Genomic DNA, 13,313 nt, shown 5'->3' with positions numbered 1-13,313 from the left:
CCTCGTATCAGCCGCGCGCCCGCAGGTACGCGTCCAGCTCGGCGGCCCCGCTCAGCATCGCCCACCCGCGCGCGGAGAGCCGGCCGTGCCACTCGTGCAGCGCGGCCTCCAGCGGCTCCAGCCCGCCGGCCGCGCGCACCTGGGCGATCAGCGGGGCGATCTGCTCCAACAGATAGCCCCCGCGCCTGAGTTGGTGGGCCAGCCGGGCGTCCCGTACATCCGCCTCGCCGTAGACCCGGTAACCGGTCAGCGGGTCGCGGCGCGGCCGCACCAGCCCGGCGCGCTCCCATTTGCGCAGCGTCGCGGGCCGCATCCCGAGCTCGTCCGCCAGCGGCCCGATGAACATGCCGTCCGGCAGGGGCACCGTTGGCGCGGGTGTCGCCGCGGACCCCAGGTCCCGCAGGGCGTTCTCCACGGCCCGCAGAGTCCGGCGGTCGTCGAGCGACCGGGCGTGGCTCTCGTCGACGAGGCGGAGCGCTTCGTCCACCTGGTCCTCGTTCACCGCCCGCATGATGGACGTCGCCGTCCGGTGTCCGTGGCCCGGCACCAGGGCGAGGAACGCCGCCAGCGCCAGCGCGTGCAGCGGCGTATAGGTGCGGTAGCCGTGCGGTGTGCGACCGGCGGCCGGGAGGATGCCGGCCTCCTCGTAATTCCTGACGGCCTGCGTCGAAAGACCGTGGCCGCGCGCCAGGTCGATCGGCCTGAGCTGTCCATGGTTTTGAGGGTTTGGCGCCACGAAGCCCACCATATCGCGGCACTGTCGTGGGAAAGTTTCAACCGGAGGTTCAACGATACCGTTGAAGGCATGGTCACTGACAGCAACCACAACGCCCAGGCCGTCGACGCCGCCGCCGTCATGAAACTGCTTCCGTCCCGTCCCCGGGTGCTCGCCCTGGGTGAGCCCACCCATGGCGTGGACACTCCGCTCGACCTGCGCAACGGGCTCTTCCGGCAACTCGTCGAGCAGGAGGGCTACCGGACGATCGCCATCGAGAGCGACTGCCTGAAGGGCCTGGTCGTGGACGACTACGTCACCTCGGGCACGGGCACGCCCGACGAGGCGATGGAGCACGGGTTCAGCCACGGGTTCGGAGCGTCCGAGGCCAACCGCGCCCTCGTGCGCTGGGCGCGGGCGTACAACGAGGGCCGGCCCGCGTCCGAGCGGGTGCGCTTCGCCGGCTTCGACGGCCCGCTGGAGATCACCGGCGCCGCGAGCCCCCGGCAGGCCCTGACCGCACTCCACGCCTACCTGGCGGCCCAGGTGGACGCCGACCTGCTCCCCTGTACGGCTCAGACGCTCGACCGCCTGCTCGGAAGCGACGACCGGTGGACCGATCCGGCCGCGATGACGGATCCGGCCGCGTCCGCGGGGGAGTCGGCCGACGCCTACGAACTGCGGTTGCTCGCCGACGATCTGACGTCGCTGTTCGACGAGCGGACGCCGCAGCTGATCAGGGCGACCTCACGGGAGGACTGGGACCGTGCGCGTCTGTACGGGCGAACCGCCCTCGGTCTGCTGCGCTACCACTTCTGGATGGCCGACACCTCGGCGGGCCGTATGACGCGGCTGGTCGGCGTGCGGGACCAGATGATGGCCGACAACCTCCTCGCCCTCGCCGAGCGCGGACCGGTACTGGTCCACGCCCACAACGCCCATCTCCAGCGGGACATCAGCTCGATGCGGATGGGCGGCCTGCCGCTGGAGTGGTGGAGCGCCGGCGCGATCGTGAGCGCCCGGCTCGGCGAGGAGTACGCCTTCCTGGCCATGGGCATCGGCACGATGCGGCACCAAGGGGTGGACGCCCCGGCGCCGGACACCCTCGAAGGACTGCTGTACGCGCTCCCCGGGGACCCCTGCCTCATCGACCCCGCCCGGCTGACCACCGACCTCGGCGACACGCGCCTCGCTCCCCGGATCTCTCCCTACTTCGGGTACTTCCCACTCCACCCGGCGCATCTGCCCGCGATGGACGGGATCGTGTTCCTGAAGGACGTTCCACAGAACACGCCTTAGCGGTACCGGAGCGATCGCGCGCCGCCCCCCCACTCACGCGTCCGGGGCGACGTCTTCGGTGACGTCGTCACCGAGGACGTCGTCACCGAAGGCGGCGGCCAGCGCCCGCGCGATCAGACCGGGCAGGTCGCTGCGTCCGTCGTCCTCGGCCCAGCGCATCACGGCCATGTGCATCGCGGCCAGACAGGCGCTCGCCGTCGCCTGCGTCCGGAACACGGTGTCGGGATCGTCGGCCTCGTCCCCCAGAGCCTCGACGATCGCCCCCTGAAGGACGTACTGGTTGTCCAGATGCCTGGCGCGCAGGGCGGGCGTCGAGATCATGAGCCGGAGGCGGGCGAGCAGGAACCGCTCGTCCGCCGTCGGGCCGTCCCCCTGGGCGCCGCCGCCGGTCAGGGTCGTCGCCGACTCGACGAGCGCGTTGCCGATCCGGCGGACCAGGGGCTGCGCGGCGGACGAGGCAGCGATCCGCTCGCCGACGATCCTGCCGTTCTGGTCGAAGAGGACGAGGTCCTCCTTGGTGGGGAAGTGCCGGTAGACGGTCATGGGCGAGACGCCCGCGGCCTCGGCGACGTCGGTCACGGCCGTGGCGTCGTAACCGCGCTCGGTGAACAGCCGTACCGCGTGCGCCTGAATCACGCGCTGTGTCTCGGATCGTCGCTGCGCCCGCAAGGTTGAGTGCTGATCGGTCATATGGTAGACACTACCGCAGTGTTAGTTACTACCGCAGTGTTAGTTACTACCGGAGCGGTAGTCGCTACCGGAATGGGGTGGTTGTCATGAGTGATGATCTGGCCGGCAGGACAGCTCTGGTGACGGGGGCGTCGCGCGGTATCGGGCAGGCGATAGCGACCCGCCTGGCGGCGAAGGGCGCGACGGTCGTCGTGCACTACGGCACGGACAGGGACGGCGCCGGGGCGACGGTCGAAGCGATCGAACGCGATGGCGGCACCGCGTTCGCCGTGCGGGCGGAGCTGGGCACGGACGACGACGTCGAGACGCTCTTCGCGGGAGTCGAGGCGGGCCTCGCCGGGCGACCGCTCGACATCCTCGTGAACAACGCGGCGGCCGTCCCCGCCGGCCGTCTCGGAGTCACGACACGGGCGGAGTTCGACCATCTCTTCGCCGTGAACGTACGGGCGCCGTACTTCATCATCCAGCGAGCGCTGCCGCTGCTCCCCGACGGCGGCCGCGTCATCACGCTCTCGTCGGTGGCGACCCGGATGGCCAACGCCACTCAGACGTCCTTCGCCATGACGAAGGGAGCGGTCGAGACGATGAGCATGACCTTGGCCAACGAGCTGGGAGTCCGGGGGATCACGGTGAACGCGGTCGCTCCCGGCGCCACCCTGACGGCGACCAACGGGGCGTCCTTCGAGGGGCCGGGCGTACCCGAACTCATCACGGGCCTGACGGCGCTCGACCGGCTGGGCGGGCCCGGCGACGTGGCCGACGTGGTCGCGTTCCTCGCCTCCGACGCCGCGCGCTGGATCACCGGCCAGGTCATCGACGCGACCGGTGGCCTCTTCCTCGGCCCGCGCGTCTGATCACGGACCACCGGACGGACCGCGCCGGGGACGGCGCTGCGCGGTCACGGTCAACTCCCGCTCCGCGAAGGCGCGGAAGGTACCCGGCGGGCGGCCGGTCAGACGGTGGACCGTGTCGGTGGTGCGGTCCTCGGACCCCTCGGCGATCGAGCGGTCCAGGCCGGCGAGCATCGCGGCGAACTCGGCGGGCATCGCGGCCGCCAGACGGTCGCGCATCTGCGCGTACGTCAGCCGCCGGTGGGTGACCGCCCGGCCCGTGACCTCGGTGACGGCGGCGGCGATGTCGTCGTAACTCAGCGCCTGCGGACCGGTGATGACCAGATCGGTGTTCGGGGCCCGGTCGTCGGTCAGCGCGTGTACGGCCACGGCGGCGATGTCGTCCGCGTCGACGAATCCCACCCGGCCCTCACCGGTGGCCGTCGACACGGTTCCGTCCGCCCGGATGCTCCGCGCGTGCGGGTGGTCGCCGGTGAAGTTCTGCATGAACCACGAGGGTCGCAGCACCGCCCATTCACCGAACAGGCCGGGCAGGGCCTCGTGGATCCGTCCCGTGGCCGGGCCCCCGGCGGGGATCGCCGATGAGCTGAGCAGCACCGCGCGGCGCACACCGGCCGTACGGGCCTGGTCGAGGAAGGGGAGCATGACGTCGGCGGGCTCCGTGGAGCCGATCGGCGGTACGAGATAGACGCGGTCCGTGCCGCTCAGGGCCTCGCCGAACGTCGTGGGGTCGGCCCAGTCGAAGCGGACGGACCGCGCGCCGGACACGGGGCCGGCGCGCCGGCCGGCGGCCTTGACGAGGTGCCCGCCCGCGGCGAGTTGGGAGACGATGCGGCTGCCGGTGGTGCCGGTGGCCCCGATGACCAGGGTAGTGCCGGGAGTGGTCATCGGTGCTTCAGCCCTTCCTGGTGAAGTCGCTCGCGGGGTCCTGGAGGGCGAGGGGGTTCCAGTAGTCGCGGTAGTGGGTGATGAGGCCGTTCTTGACGGTCACCACGGCGATGTAGGTCATGTCGAAGGGCCCGCCGGTCTCCACCAGACGGCCCACCCCGCGCATCTCGACCACGATCGTCTCCGCGGCGGTGGTCCGGTGGATCTCCACGGAGGGGAAGTCGTGGAGATCGATGCGGTCGGGATAGCCGCGCATGTAGTCCGCGACCGCGGCTTTGCCCTCCAGCCGCTTCGGCCAACCCGCGGGAGCGAACGGGAACTCGAAGACTCCGTCGTCGTCCCAGAGGTCGACCCAGGCGGGGATGTCCTTGTCCAGCAGCAGTCGCAGACCGTGGCGGTACAGGTCTGCCGGGGCCGTGTCCTTGCTCGTGTTCGTGGGCATGAGCGCTCCGTCCAGTAAGATGCGGACCATGGGTCCGTTTCCATTCGAACGATACGGACCCGGGGTCCGTTTCGCAACCGGAGGAACCTCATGACCGAGCGCAAGCCCCGCAAGGACGCGGAGCGCAACCGGGCCGCGGTCCTCGCGGCGGCCGACGACCTCTTCGCCCGTGGCGCGAACCCCGAGTCCGTCACCATGGCCGACATCGCCGTGGCGGCAGGCGTCGGCAAGGCGACCCTCTTCCGCGCCTTCGGCGACCGCACCGGTCTGATCCAGACGCTGTACCAAGCGCGGCTCGATCCGATCAAGGAGGCTGTCGAGGAGGGCCCGCCGCCGCTGGGGCCCGGCACCCCGCCGCTGCGGCGCGTACCGGCCCTGCTCGACGCCGTCCTCTGTTTCAAGCTCGACAACCGCCATCTCGCCCTGGCGCTGGAGGAAACCGGCAGCGACAGCCCTTACCGGGCGGAGCACTACCGGCGGTGGCACGGCACGCTCCAGGCCGTACTGGAGCAGATCCCCGGTCTCGCCGACAGCGGCTTCACCGCCCACGCGCTGCTCGCCGCCACCCGTGCCGACCTCGTCGAACACCTCATCGGCGAGCACACGCCGCGCGAGCAGATGAGGGCGGACCTGGCGGCCTTCACCGCCCGAGTCCTGAGCGGCGACGGCCGGGCGACCGGCTGAGCGCCGGTTCGAACCGGTGGCCCCGCGTCCCTCTGTCAGGACCGGCCGCCGCCGAGGAGCCGTTCCATGGCGGAGGTGTCCTCGCTGAAGGAGTCACGCCGGCGGTGGGAGCCGCACCCCCGTACCAGCCGGGCGTAGTCGGACGCCGCTCGCGCGATGCGTTCGCCCAGGACCGCGCCGTCCGTCTGCGGGCCGAAGTCGTCGGTGGCGGCGTAGACACCGCGCGACGACACGATGGCGTGCAGATACGAGAACATCGGCCGCAACGCGTGTTCGAGCACGAGGGAGTGCCGTTCGGTGCCGCCGGTGGCGCCCATGAGGACCGGCATGTCCGACAGCGTCTCCTCGGGGAGCACGTCGAAGAACGACTTGAACAGCCCGCTGAACGAGGCGTTGAACGCGGGGGTCACCGCGATGACCCCGTCGGCGTCCGCGACCGTCTCGAACGCCTCCTCCAGGGGCGGGGCCGGGAAGCCGCTGAACATCGCGTCGACGACCGCGTGTCCCAGGGGGCGGAGTTCGACGAACGAGGACTCGACCGTGACACCTGCGGCGGCGAGTTCCGTACGGACCGACGCTTCGAGGCGATTGGCGAGCATGCGCGTCGACGACGGCTCCCGCAACCCGCCGGAGATGATCGTGAGTTTGGTCGTCACCGCATCCAACTCCCCACTCCGCTCGGCACTCCTGTCAGCCTTCCGCCGGTCGCGGCTTCGCCGCCGCCGCCCTCCTGTCGCGTTCCCGCAGGAGCGACTGATGGGTGGGGGCGTCCGGCGCTTCGGGGGACCTGCCGACGGCGAACTCCTTACGGAGGATGGGCACCACCTCTTCGCCGAGCAGGTCCAGTTGTTCCAGCACCGTCTTGAGCGGCAGTCCCGCGTGGTCCAGGAGGAACAACTGGCGCTGGTAGTCGCCCGCGTACTCACGGAAGCCCAGCGTCCGGTCGATCACCTGCTGGGGGGAGCCGACCGTCAGGGGTGTGAGCGAGCTGAACTCCTCCAGGGACGGCCCGTGCCCGTACACCGGCGCGTTGTCGAAGTAGGGCCGGAACTCGCGGACCGCGTCCTGGCTGTTGGGGCGCATGAACACCTGCCCGCCGAGGCCGACGACGGCGGACTCCGGCGAGCCGTGCCCGTAGTGCGCGAAGCGCTGCCGGTACGTCTCCACCATCTTCCGGGTGTGCGACGCGGGCCAGAAGATGTGGTTCGCGAAGAACCCGTCTCCGTAGAAGGCGGCCAACTCCGCGATCTCGGGCGTGCGGATGGAGCCGTGCCAGACGAACGGCGGGATGCCGTCCAGGGGGCGGGGGGCGAGGGTGAAGCCCTGGAGGGGCGAACGGAGTTTGCCCTCCCAGTCGACCACCTCCTCACGCCACAGGCGCCGCAGCAGGCCGTAGTGCTCGACGGTCAGGGGGATGGCCTGGCGGATGTCCTGGCCGAACCACGGATAGACGGGCCCGGTGTTCCCGCGCCCCAGCATCACGTCGGTCCGCCCGCCGGACAGGTGCTGCAGGACGCTGAAATCCTCCGCGATCTTGACGGGATCGTTGGTGGTGATGAGCGTGGTCGACGTCGACAGGATGATCCGCTCGGTCCGCGCGGCGATGTAGCCGAGCAGGGTCGTGGGCGAGGACGGCACGAAGGGGGGATTGTGGTGCTCACCCGTCGCGAAGACGTCGAGCCCGACCTCCTCCGCCTTGCGCGCGATGGTCACGGTGGCCTGGATACGTTCCGCCTCCGTAGGAGCACCACCGGTGGTCGGATCTGGGGTCACGTCACCCACGGTGAAGATCCCGAACTGCATCCCGGTCATCTCGCTGACACCTCCCTGCTCGCGCGGGGCGCCGCCCTGGGCTTCGCCGACGTCCGGGCGCTCTCAGGCGACAATCATCTACGTAACGGCATAAACCACCTGATTTCTACCCTCTCGCGTTCCCCTTGAATCCGGACGCGAAGGGGGTGGCCGGGGAGGCTCTACTCCGCCTGGTGATGCCGTCAGTCCGGCGGGGCGGGGGTGTATCGGGCGAGCATCGTCTCGACGGCCTGTTCGACGGTGTCGTGGACGTCGGAGGCGGTGGGGCTCCAGTCGGTCAGCAGCAGGCGGGGCCACAGGACGTAGTTGGAGATCATGCCGAGGAACTGGGTCGCGGCGCTCTCGGCGTCGGGGACATCGGCGTTGCCCGCCTCGCGCTCGGATTCCAAGTAGTGCTGGACGGAGGCGAAGTAGGGCAGCTTGCCGAGCTGGAACTGCATCCGTCCCAGTTCGGGGAAACGGGGCAGTTCGGCGATGACGATCCGGAACAGGGCTGCCATGCCGGGCCGGCCGATCAGGTCGGCGTAGCGGTGGCCGACGGCTGTCAGCCCGGCGCGCAGATCGCCGGCCTGTGGTGGCGTGGAGTCGCCGGCGTCGCGCTGCCATGACTCCGTGACGATGGCCTCGAAAAGGGCTGCCTTGGTGGGGAACTGCTTGAACAGGGTGGACTTCGAGACCTCGGCCGTTTCGGCGATCCGGGCCAGTGAGGTGCCGTCGTAGCCGCGGTGCAGGAACAGTTCTGTGGCCGCTGAGGTGATCGCCGCACGCTTCTGCTGGGCGAGTCTGCGGTGGTGCGCGGAGAGTTCGGCTGCCATGCGGACAGTATGCCGCAGACCCGAGGCGAGTCACTTGACTCGCCTCTACGCGTCTGCTTACGCTGCGAATGTAAGGCGAGTCGCTTGACTCGCATCCGAGGCGCGGAACGCGGAGTACTCCGTTGACCGCACGGTGGAGGAACAGCTCATGGCAATCGACAGGATCGCGTTGGTGACGGGTGCGAATCGCGGCCTCGGACGGAGCGCGGCCGTCGCCCTGGCCGCACGCGGGGCGCGGATCGTGATCACCCACCGTGGTGACGCGGCGGGAGCCGATAAGACCGCGGAACAGGTGCGGGCCGTCGGTGGGAAGGCCGCCGTCCTCCGCCTCGACATCAGCGACGTCTCCTCCTTCGCGTCCTTCACCTCCGCACTGGGTGACCAACTGGAACGCTGGGGTGCGTCGCGGCTCGACATCCTGGTCAACAACGCGGGCGTGGGGATCTTCGGGCCGCTGGAGGCAGTCACGATCGACGACTTCGACACGGTGATGGGCACCAACGTCCGGGGCACGTTCTTCCTCACCCAGTCACTCGCGCCGCTGCTGGCCCAGGGCGGCCGGGTCATCAACGTCTCGACGTCACTGACCCGCCACACCAGCCCCGCCACCTCGGTCTACTCCGCCTCGAAGGCCGCCGTCGAAGCCCTGAGCCGCACCCTCGCCGCGGAACTCGGCCCCCGCGGTATCCGGGTCAACTCCATCGCCCCCGGACCGACCGCCACCGATTTCAACGGTGGGGCGATGCGCGACGACGCCGAGACGCGCCGGGGCCTGGCCGGACAGACCGCGCTCGGCCGCGTCGGCGAACCCGAGGAGGTCGGCGACGCCGTCGCCGCGCTGGCCTCCGACGACCTGCGCTGGGTCACCGCCCAGCGCGTCGAGGTCTCCGGCGGCGCCCTCCTCTGACCGGGCCGGGTGACGCCCCGGGGGGACGCGGCGGCCCGGGGCCGCCCCCGCGGGCGCTACGGCCCCGCGACCACCGGGCTCTTTCCGTGGGCCGTTCCTGTAGGGTGCGCGACGTGGAATTGCGGCGACTGGAATACTTTCTGGTGCTTGCGCGTGTCCTTCATTTCGGTCGGGCGGCCGAGGAACTGCACATTTCCCAGCCGGGATTGTCGCAGCAGATCAAAGTTCTGGAACACGAACTGGGCACCCCTTTGATTCACCGGGGGGCCAGGGCGATCACCCTCACCGCGGCCGGTGAGGTATTGCGTGAGTACGGCGAGCGGGTCCTGGACGAGGCCCGCCTGTGCGTCGAACGTGTGCGGGCCGCCGCCGAGCGGCCGGCCGGGTCGCTGCGGGTCGCCTACACCCGCTCCGGCGCCGATCTGAACATGCACGAACTCGTGGAACGGTTCCGTGTGCGCCACCCCGCGGTCCGCCTCTCCCTGACCGCGGCCTGGACGAGCCGGAACCTGGAACTGCTCGAAGCGGGCGAGGTCGACGTGGCGTTCGTGCGCTCGACCGTGCGCCACCGAGCGGTGGAGTCGCTGGTCGTGGCCGTGGAGGAACTGGTGATCGCGATGCCCGACGACCACCCGCTGGCGGCCCGGGAGCGACTCACCCCCGCCGACGTCGTCGAAGAGCCAGTGGTCCACTGGCCCCGAGAGCAGGGCCCCGGGTATCACGACGAGATCCGGCGGCAGATCTGGGGCGACCGGCCCCAGCGGGTGGCGCTGGAACAGCCCGATGCCGAGCACATCCTGCGCGAGGTCGCCAACCGTGTCGGGATCGCCGTCCTGGACGAGCACCGTGCCCGCAGGTTCTGCCCGCCCGGGGTGTGCGTCCGGCGGTTCGCCGATCCCGCACCGACGACCACCCTGGTCGTCGCCTGGGGGCGGCATGCGGCGCGAGCACCCGTGGACCGGTTCGTGGAGCTGTGCCGGGAGCACGTGGACGACGGCCGGCCGAACCGATAACGAACACTTATCGACCCGGGTGAAAACGTCTATTAGACCCCTCCCAGTTCTCCGTGCTGGAATCTCCGGCATTGCCGGAGAAGTTCGACGGAGGAGCGAAAATGGGGAATACGGTCGCTGAAAGTCTGGCGGCGGCGTTGCGGCGTCACGGGGTCCGCGATGTGTTCGGGCAAAGCCTGCCTTCGTTGTTTTTCCTGGCGACCCCGGAGCAGTCGATACGGCAGGTCGTCTACCGCGCGGAGAACGCCGGTGGCGCGATGGCCGACGGCTACGCGAGGGTGACCGGCCGGGTCGGGGTGGTCGCGGCGCAGAACGGCCCCGCCGCGACGCTCCTGGTGCCCCCGCTCGCCGAGGCGTTCAAGGCATCGGTTCCGGTGCTCGCCATCGTCCAGGAGGTACCGAGGCCCGCCCGCGACCGCAACGCCTTCCAGGAGCTGGACCATGTGAAGCTGTTCAGCGCCTGCGCCAAGGCGGTCCACCGGATCGACGATCCGGCCAGGGTCGACGACCACGTCGACATGGCGATGACCGAAGCGGCCTCCGGGCGCCCCGGCCCGGTCGTCCTGCTGGTGCCCAAGGACGTCCTGGCCGAACCCGTCCCGGAAGCCACCACGCGGCGCGCCGCCTACGGCCACTTCCCGCTCGACCGGTACGTGCCGGGACCGGATCGGATCAAGCGGGTGGCCGGACTGCTCGCGGCGGCGCGGCGGCCGCTGATCGTCGCCGGGGGAGGCGTGCACGGTTCGGGAGCGGCGCCCGAACTGGCCGAGTTGCAGGAGCTGGCCTCACTGGCGGTGGCGACCACCGCGATGGGCAAGGGCGCGGTGGACGAGACCCACCCGTTGTCGGTGGGCGTGATCGGCTACGCGATGGGGGTCAACGGATCGACCCGCCACGCCCGCCCCCTGGTGCGCGACGCCGACCTGGTGCTCTTCGTGGGAACCAGGACCAACGAGAACGCCACCGACGGCTGGCGGCTTTTCCCGCCCTCGGCGACGTACGTCCATCTCGACGTGGACCCCGTCGAGGTGGGGCGCAACTACGAGGCGGTGCGGCTGGTCGGCGACGCGAAGCTGACCCTGCGGGCGCTGCTGGACGAGCTGAGCACCCACTCGCCGGCCGCCCGCACGGCCGGCCGCGAGGAACTGGCCGCGCTCATCGAGGCGGGACGGGAGGCGCATCGGGCACAGATCCTCCCCCTGGCCGGATCGGACGCCTCCCCGATCCGGCCCGAGCGGATCATGCGGGACCTGGACGCCCAGCTGACCCCCGACACGATCGTCGTGGCCGACGCCAGCTACAGCTCGGTCTGGATGAGCAACCACCTGCGCGCCCGGCGCGCCGGGCAGCGCTTCCTGTCGCCGCGCGGCCTGGCGGGCCTCGGCTGGGGGATGCCCATGGCGCTGGGCGCGAAGGCCGCGCACCCGGACAGCCCGGTGGTCGCCGTGGTCGGCGACGGCGGGTTCGGCCACTGCTGGGCGGAGATAGAGACGGCCGTCCGGATGGATCTGCCGATCACCGTCATCGTGCTGAACAACGCGATCCTCGGCTACCAGAAGCACTCCGAACTGCACCAGTTCGCGACACACACCGACGCCGTCGACTTCGCACCAGTCGACCACGCGGCCATCGCCCGGGCGTGCGGGGCACGGGGCGTACGCGTCGACACCGCCGCCGAGCTGGCCGGCACCCTGCGTACGGCCCTCGCCGCGCCGGTGGTCACGGTGATCGACGTGATCACCGACCCGGACGCCTATCCGCCGATCACCGCCTGGGACGGCGACACCACGCTGGGCGAACCGACCGGAGGAACACACCGATGACCGAGAAGGCGTTCGCGCGGTCGCTGCGCCACATGGACCGGGCGCGGCAGGTCGTTCCGCGAGGAGTGACCTCCGCCAAACGGGCCGGGCTCCGCCCCACACCGCTGGCCTTCACCGGTGCCCGCGGCAGCCGGATCACCGACGCGGACGGCAACGAGTACATCGACTACGTGGCCGGATACGGCCCCATGCTGCTCGGCCACCAGCCGCCGCCGGTGATCGACGCGGTGCGCGGGCAGCTCGCCGCCGGCGTTCTCTACGGCGGCCAGCACGAGGCCGAGGCCGAGCTCGCCGAACGCCTCGTCCGGCTGGTGCCCAGCGCCGAACGAGTCCTGCTCAACGTGACCGGAAGCGAGGCGGTACAGGCGGCGCTGCGCATCGCCCGTGCGGCCACCGGGCGCAAGGGGATCGTCAAGTTCGAGGGCCACTACCACGGTTGGCTCGACCCGGTCACCGCCAACGGACCGGGCAGCCCCGCGGGATCGGGCGCCGTGCCCCGCCCGGTGATCGCCGAGGACCACAGCGAGGTCGGGCCCCATCTGCTGGTGTGCCCGTGGAACGACACGGCGGCGCTGGCCGATCTGCTGGCGCGGCACGGCGCCGAGGTGGGCGCGGTGATCATGGAGCCCGTGGCGGTGAACGGCGGCAACCTGTTCGCCGATGACGGATACCTGGCCGAGGCACGCCGATTGTGCGACCGGTACGGGTGCCTGCTGGTGTTCGACGAGGTCGTGACCGGTTTCCGGCTGGGACCCGGCGGAGCCCAGCAACGGCTCGGAGTGGTCCCCGACCTGACCGTCCTCGCCAAGGCCCTGGGTTCGGGGTTCCCGATCAGCGCCGTCGTGGGACGGGCCGAGGTCATGCGGGTCGCGGAAGGGCCGGTCGCGCACGCCGGGACGTACAACGGCAACGCGCTGTCGGTGGTCGCCGCCAACGCGACCCTCGGCGTACTGGAGACGGAGCGCGACACCCTCTACCCGCGCCTGGAGCGCCTGTCCGGTGAACTCGCGACGGGCATCGACGAGTGCGCCGACCGGCGCGGGGTGCCCCTGCGGGCCTCCCGGGCGGGCGCGGTGATCCGGCTGCACTGGGGCGCGCCCCACCCCGTCCGCACCTATGCCGATGTGCTCGCGGGCCGTAAGGCGCCACTGCGCGAGCTGTCCGAGAACCTCGTACGCGACGGCGTGCACGCCAGGGAGAGCGGGCTCTGGTACGTCTCCGCCGCCCACTCGGAGGACGACGTGGCCCGCACACTGAGCGCTCTCGATCGGGCGCTGGCCGGGACGGCGGCCGAGTAACCGGTCCGGCGACGGCGTCGCGCCCGTCCCCGCTGTCCGCCGGCGCCGGGCATCCACCGGAGCGCCGGCGCTCCCG

The 13,313-nt window shown here is 71.1% G+C and carries 14 protein-coding genes; 7 read left to right on the top strand and 7 right to left on the bottom strand.

Annotation, left to right across the window (positions count from 1 at the left end; genetic code table 11):
• Positions 1 to 7 precede the first annotated feature (7 nt).
• Entirely contained in the window at positions 8 to 748 is a 741-nt protein-coding gene (locus tag GXP76_RS00565; protein WP_242569368.1) for a TioE family transcriptional regulator, read from the bottom strand.
• Positions 749 to 805: 57 nt separating this feature from the next.
• Here GXP76_RS00565 and GXP76_RS00560 point away from each other — a divergent pair, with 57 nt between their 5' ends.
• Positions 806 to 2,014: an erythromycin esterase family protein gene (locus tag GXP76_RS00560; RefSeq protein ID WP_242569367.1), complete on the top strand. Its 1,209-nt coding sequence runs from the start codon at positions 806 to 808 to the stop codon at positions 2,012 to 2,014.
• A 33-nt stretch (positions 2,015 to 2,047) separates the two neighbouring features.
• On the opposite strand, the gene GXP76_RS00555 is transcribed toward GXP76_RS00560, so the two are convergent.
• Positions 2,048 to 2,650: a TetR/AcrR family transcriptional regulator gene (locus tag GXP76_RS00555; protein ID WP_242569366.1), complete on the bottom strand. Its 603-nt coding sequence runs from the start codon at positions 2,648 to 2,650 to the stop codon at positions 2,048 to 2,050.
• A 140-nt stretch (positions 2,651 to 2,790) separates the two neighbouring features.
• On the opposite strand from GXP76_RS00555, the gene GXP76_RS00550 reads away from it, so the two are divergent.
• Complete coding sequence (locus GXP76_RS00550; RefSeq protein ID WP_242569365.1) at positions 2,791 to 3,558, top strand: SDR family oxidoreductase; 768 nt, start codon at positions 2,791 to 2,793, stop codon at positions 3,556 to 3,558.
• Here the strand turns inward: GXP76_RS00550 and GXP76_RS00545 are convergent, their stop codons facing one another.
• Positions 3,559 to 4,443 carry an NAD(P)H-binding protein gene (locus GXP76_RS00545; protein WP_242569364.1) on the bottom strand — a complete coding sequence of 295 codons (885 nt, stop codon included), beginning with the start codon at positions 4,441 to 4,443 and terminating at the stop codon, positions 3,559 to 3,561.
• Between the two features lie 7 nt (positions 4,444 to 4,450).
• Complete coding sequence (locus GXP76_RS00540) at positions 4,451 to 4,885, bottom strand: nuclear transport factor 2 family protein (protein ID WP_242569363.1); 435 nt, start codon at positions 4,883 to 4,885, stop codon at positions 4,451 to 4,453.
• 90 nt (positions 4,886 to 4,975) lie between these two features.
• Between GXP76_RS00540 and GXP76_RS00535 the strand changes: the two genes are divergently transcribed.
• Positions 4,976 to 5,569, top strand: a complete 594-nt coding sequence (locus tag GXP76_RS00535; RefSeq protein WP_242569362.1) for a TetR/AcrR family transcriptional regulator — start codon at positions 4,976 to 4,978, stop codon at positions 5,567 to 5,569.
• A gap of 35 nt (positions 5,570 to 5,604) precedes the next feature.
• On the opposite strand, the gene GXP76_RS00530 is transcribed toward GXP76_RS00535, so the two are convergent.
• From GXP76_RS00530 to GXP76_RS00520, 3 genes are all read right to left on the bottom strand, one after another.
• Complete coding sequence (locus GXP76_RS00530; protein WP_242569361.1) at positions 5,605 to 6,225, bottom strand: CE1759 family FMN reductase; 621 nt, start codon at positions 6,223 to 6,225, stop codon at positions 5,605 to 5,607.
• Between the two features lie 34 nt (positions 6,226 to 6,259).
• On the bottom strand, positions 6,260 to 7,372 hold the full coding sequence (locus tag GXP76_RS00525; protein WP_242569378.1) for an LLM class flavin-dependent oxidoreductase: 1,113 nt from the start codon (positions 7,370 to 7,372) through the stop codon (positions 6,260 to 6,262).
• 191 nt (positions 7,373 to 7,563) lie between these two features.
• Positions 7,564 to 8,196, bottom strand: a complete 633-nt coding sequence (locus GXP76_RS00520) for a TetR/AcrR family transcriptional regulator (RefSeq protein ID WP_242569360.1) — start codon at positions 8,194 to 8,196, stop codon at positions 7,564 to 7,566.
• A 148-nt stretch (positions 8,197 to 8,344) separates the two neighbouring features.
• Here GXP76_RS00520 and GXP76_RS00515 point away from each other — a divergent pair, with 148 nt between their 5' ends.
• The 4 genes from GXP76_RS00515 to GXP76_RS00500 all read left to right on the top strand — a co-directional run bounded on the left by GXP76_RS00515 (position 8,345) and on the right by GXP76_RS00500 (position 13,237).
• Positions 8,345 to 9,103, top strand: a complete 759-nt coding sequence (locus tag GXP76_RS00515; RefSeq protein ID WP_242569359.1) for an SDR family NAD(P)-dependent oxidoreductase — start codon at positions 8,345 to 8,347, stop codon at positions 9,101 to 9,103.
• Between the two features lie 86 nt (positions 9,104 to 9,189).
• The gene (locus GXP76_RS00510; RefSeq protein ID WP_308354045.1) at positions 9,190 to 10,116 is read left to right on the top strand and encodes a LysR substrate-binding domain-containing protein; all 927 of its coding nucleotides are present in this window, start codon (positions 9,190 to 9,192) and stop codon (positions 10,114 to 10,116) included.
• Between the two features lie 101 nt (positions 10,117 to 10,217).
• Entirely contained in the window at positions 10,218 to 11,939 is a 1,722-nt protein-coding gene (locus tag GXP76_RS00505) for an acetolactate synthase catalytic subunit (protein WP_242569358.1), read from the top strand.
• Positions 11,936 to 13,237, top strand: coding sequence for an aspartate aminotransferase family protein (locus tag GXP76_RS00500; RefSeq protein ID WP_242569357.1), 1,302 nt, complete (start codon positions 11,936 to 11,938; stop codon positions 13,235 to 13,237). Before GXP76_RS00505 ends, GXP76_RS00500 begins: the two co-directional genes overlap by 4 nt.
• Positions 13,238 to 13,313 lie beyond the last annotated feature (76 nt).

It is taken from the genome of Streptomyces sp. NP-1717, assembly GCF_022695985.1.
GTDB lineage: Bacteria > Actinomycetota > Actinomycetes > Streptomycetales > Streptomycetaceae > Streptomyces.
Note: the sequence above shows the minus strand (reverse complement) of the source record. Positions and strands in the feature narration are given on the sequence as shown.

Bases quoted from the DNA above. Each gene is read 5' to 3' on its own strand.
- GXP76_RS00565 (WP_242569368.1), bottom strand. From the start codon at position 748: ATGGTGGGCTTCGTGGCGCCAAACCCTCAAAACCATGGACAGCTCAGG.
- GXP76_RS00560 (WP_242569367.1), top strand. From the start codon at position 806: ATGGTCACTGACAGCAACCACAACGCCCAGGCCGTCGACGCCGCCGCC.
- GXP76_RS00550 (WP_242569365.1), top strand. From the start codon at position 2,791: ATGAGTGATGATCTGGCCGGCAGGACAGCTCTGGTGACGGGGGCGTCG.
- GXP76_RS00545 (WP_242569364.1), bottom strand. From the start codon at position 4,443: ATGACCACTCCCGGCACTACCCTGGTCATCGGGGCCACCGGCACCACC.
- GXP76_RS00540 (WP_242569363.1), bottom strand. From the start codon at position 4,885: ATGCCCACGAACACGAGCAAGGACACGGCCCCGGCAGACCTGTACCGC.
- GXP76_RS00535 (WP_242569362.1), top strand. From the start codon at position 4,976: ATGACCGAGCGCAAGCCCCGCAAGGACGCGGAGCGCAACCGGGCCGCG.
- GXP76_RS00525 (WP_242569378.1), bottom strand. From the start codon at position 7,372: ATGCAGTTCGGGATCTTCACCGTGGGTGACGTGACCCCAGATCCGACC.
- GXP76_RS00520 (WP_242569360.1), bottom strand. From the start codon at position 8,196: ATGGCAGCCGAACTCTCCGCGCACCACCGCAGACTCGCCCAGCAGAAG.
- GXP76_RS00515 (WP_242569359.1), top strand. From the start codon at position 8,345: ATGGCAATCGACAGGATCGCGTTGGTGACGGGTGCGAATCGCGGCCTC.
- GXP76_RS00505 (WP_242569358.1), top strand. From the start codon at position 10,218: ATGGGGAATACGGTCGCTGAAAGTCTGGCGGCGGCGTTGCGGCGTCAC.
- GXP76_RS00500 (WP_242569357.1), top strand. From the start codon at position 11,936: ATGACCGAGAAGGCGTTCGCGCGGTCGCTGCGCCACATGGACCGGGCG.